The following is a 3,037-nucleotide window of genomic DNA, read 5'->3' on the forward strand; positions in this document are numbered from 1 at the left end:
AAGCCGATTAAGTTACCCGCAGGGGACAAAAGCCCCCCCAAATGAGCCGATCAGCCTCGGTTCCTTCTGCCCCTTGCGGGTAAACCATTTCATACAGTGGAGAGAGTGTTATGTCCTCAGCGACAGATATGATTGTTAACGGCATCGCTAAAGGTACGGGTTGGACTCGTGACTTCACGGGCGATGTTCTCGGAACGGCTGGCGCGGGTGTCCTGGCATTTGCTGGCACTATGGTCATTGCCGAGCGCGGTGAACTTCTTGCCGACCCTAAGCTTTGGTTCTGCGTCACGATTGCGGGCATAACGTCAGCTATGGTCTGGAAGCGTAATCGCCGGGATAACGGTTAGCTTTTGGCCGAGCGTTTTCGAGAATAAACAATGATTGCGTTTGCGTCAGCTAGCCAAGGCACTGTTACAGGGTTTAGCGACCAGAACAACAGCGGCGGCGCTGTGTCTGTGTCTGCTAACACTTGGTTTGATTTGCCTAATGACGGGGCCGGCGCTTTCAGCAACACAAATTATCTTCCTGAAGGCGTTACAACGCTAATGGATAACACAACGGGTTATATTGACCCGCGACAGCTGAGCTTAGGCGACGCGATACTTATTCGGAATGATTTCACAATCACTCCCACGATCAATTCAGCGCTGTTAGAGTTTCAGTATGAGCTAGGGACGGGCTCGGGTTTGTATCAGTTACCTAAGACGCCTTTTCGTTTGTCAGCGGGTGCGGGTGTTGCTGATCGAATTGTTACGTCAGCCGATTATATTTATATGGGCGACACCAACACTCGAGACAATTTCATCAAGCTACAGGTGCGCAGCACTGCTGATATGCAGGTCAATAATTCTGGTTCTGTTATACAGGTTTTGAGGCGTCAGCCATGAGTTTGAAATGTTATCGCGACTCTCAAGCCAATGCTTCAGTTATTGAAAGCACGGCAGATGGCACGCTCGGCATGTATTTCAACAATGAGCTAAAAGCGGTCGGCAATGGCGACGGGACTTGTTCAATTATGAATGAGCCAAAGTCTACAGATTCGACAGATTTTTTTGAAGTTGCAAATTTGGCCATTAGCAATTTTGTTGATGAGGACGGAAATTCTTTAGGCGCTGATGAGACGGCTGTTTGCAATGCGCTGAACGCAATTTTCAGTCATACAGGTGGCACGCCTGGTTCCGCTCCTGTGATTACCTCTTCGCTTTCTGTTAGCGTGAACGATACCGATCAAGTCAATTATTTGTTGACGGCATCAGACGCGGTTGAGTTTGAGTGGTCAAACGTTCCGGCTGGCTTGACGGTAAACAGCAACAATCGGCGCAATCTGATTGGCCAATTTGCTGACGGTGCTGGGACGTATAATGTTGGCGTAACGGCTATAAATTATTATGGCAGCGACACCGAAACCATTTCGTTTAATGTTATTTCGACATTTTCGAACACGCGTTCAATCAATTTTGTGAATCAGGATTATTTGGGCGCAAATGCGTCTTTACTCGATGGCATTCTGGGGCGCTCAAGCAACGGCGCAGGATCGAGTGACGCCTGGACAATTCACTTATGGTTCAAGGGCAGCACAAGCAGCACCGGGCAAACCATTTTCTACTTTGGCGATAATGACACGTCGAACGGCGGTAATGTTCATTTGCGCTTCTTAGGTGCGACTGACACGCTTCGCCTTCAGTATGGGTCAACCAATAATTATCTGCGTTGGCAGAGCGCCAACACGGCCCTTGCGGCCGGCTCATGGAAACATATCATGGTCACCTATGATGGCGGCACAACAGGAAGCTCTAGCGGCTCGCTTAGCAATTATTACAGCCGGTTCAAGATATTTATCGACGGGGTAAACGTTACGAGCGCGGGTGCGTGGTCACACAATAACTTTGGCTGGTCATCTGGCATTGACCCGGACAATTTGCGCGTTGGTCGCTTTTCGTCTGGCAACTATATGAGGGACAATTGCCGCGTTGATGAATTGGCGATTTGGTCATCGGATCAATCGGCTAACATATCGGACATATACAATTCAGGCACAACGCATGATTTAAGCGAGTTGACCGCTTCGCCTGATCATTGGTGGCGCATGGGTGATGGTGATAATTTCCCAACGATTCAGGATAATGTCGGCAATGCTGATTTCGTCATGTACAATATGACCGTTGCGGACATTGTGACGGACGCGCCGTAAGGGGGATTCATGGCAAATGAGCTAAACTTTTACGGTGACCCTGCCACTGATAGTGGTTTAACGATTGTTGCCCGCATTTATGACAGCGCGGGTGCGCAGGTTAATTCTGATGTGCCCTGCTCTGAAGTTGGCAGTTTGGCCATATATGTTGGTTCGATGCCTTCAGCGCCTGCTGGTCAATACGGTGTGCGGTTTTTTGCGGGTTCAGAAGTTTCGCCACGCGCCACAGGTGTTATTGATTGGGACGGCACGCAAGAAGTTGAGCCTGGACCAGATGAAACAAGCTCTGCAACTGAGCCTTATCCTGCGTTAGTTCGATTTCGAGGAAATCAGCGGCATGTTTTGCGCGGGCTATCCTTTGACGCCGAGCGCCGCGCTTTCATGCTTGATCTAGAAGAGGGTGAAACGAAAACTGTCTCTCTCAACTTCAACGATATACTGGCAGACAGTGAAAGCATTTCATCAGTCATCGCTACAGAAAGCGCAGGCGTGAATGTAGCCGTTGCTTTAAATGGCAACATTGCAAAGGTCACATTGTCTGGAAGCGGCCAATGCGGAAGCGCAGAGCTCACGGTCACTAAATCAGGTGGAGGCGTTTTCAAGGTCTACATGGAAACTGAATCTGTTATCAATCGCCGAAGAGATCGGCACTATTACAGGGGGTATGCATGAGCAAACTCTCCGAACAACAAGAGAAGTTCTGCCGCAATATCGTTGAGGGTATGAACCAAGGCGACGCTTACCGAGAAGCAGGCTATAAATGCGCTAACGACGAGACAGCGTGGGCCTGCTCCTCTCGCTTGCTAGGTAATGCTAAGGTAGCAAAACGCATTGCTGCCCTCAGAA

The 3,037-nt window shown here is 49.5% G+C and carries 4 protein-coding genes; all 4 read left to right on the plus strand.

Annotation, left to right across the window (positions count from 1 at the left end):
* Nucleotides 1-110 precede the first annotated feature (110 nt).
* The 4 genes from MK185_17655 to MK185_17670 are packed head-to-tail and all read left to right on the plus strand — an operon-like array spanning nucleotide 111 to nucleotide 2,863.
* Nucleotides 111-347, plus strand: a complete 237-nt coding sequence (locus tag MK185_17655; GenBank protein MCH2042456.1) for a hypothetical protein — start codon at nucleotides 111-113, stop codon at nucleotides 345-347.
* Nucleotides 348-377: 30 nt separating this feature from the next.
* Nucleotides 378-887 carry a hypothetical protein gene (locus tag MK185_17660; GenBank protein MCH2042457.1) on the plus strand — a complete coding sequence of 170 codons (510 nt, stop codon included), beginning with the start codon at nucleotides 378-380 and terminating at the stop codon, nucleotides 885-887.
* On the plus strand, nucleotides 884-2,191 hold the full coding sequence (locus MK185_17665; GenBank protein ID MCH2042458.1) for a LamG domain-containing protein: 1,308 nt from the start codon (nucleotides 884-886) through the stop codon (nucleotides 2,189-2,191). The genes MK185_17660 and MK185_17665 overlap by 4 nt, the downstream gene beginning before the upstream one ends.
* Before the next feature lie 9 nt (nucleotides 2,192-2,200).
* Nucleotides 2,201-2,863, plus strand: coding sequence for a hypothetical protein (locus MK185_17670; protein ID MCH2042459.1), 663 nt, complete (start codon nucleotides 2,201-2,203; stop codon nucleotides 2,861-2,863).
* Nucleotides 2,864-3,037: the final 174 nt, after the last annotated feature.

This window comes from Saccharospirillaceae bacterium, from assembly GCA_022448365.1.
GTDB lineage: Bacteria > Pseudomonadota > Gammaproteobacteria > Pseudomonadales > Oceanobacteraceae > Bacterioplanoides.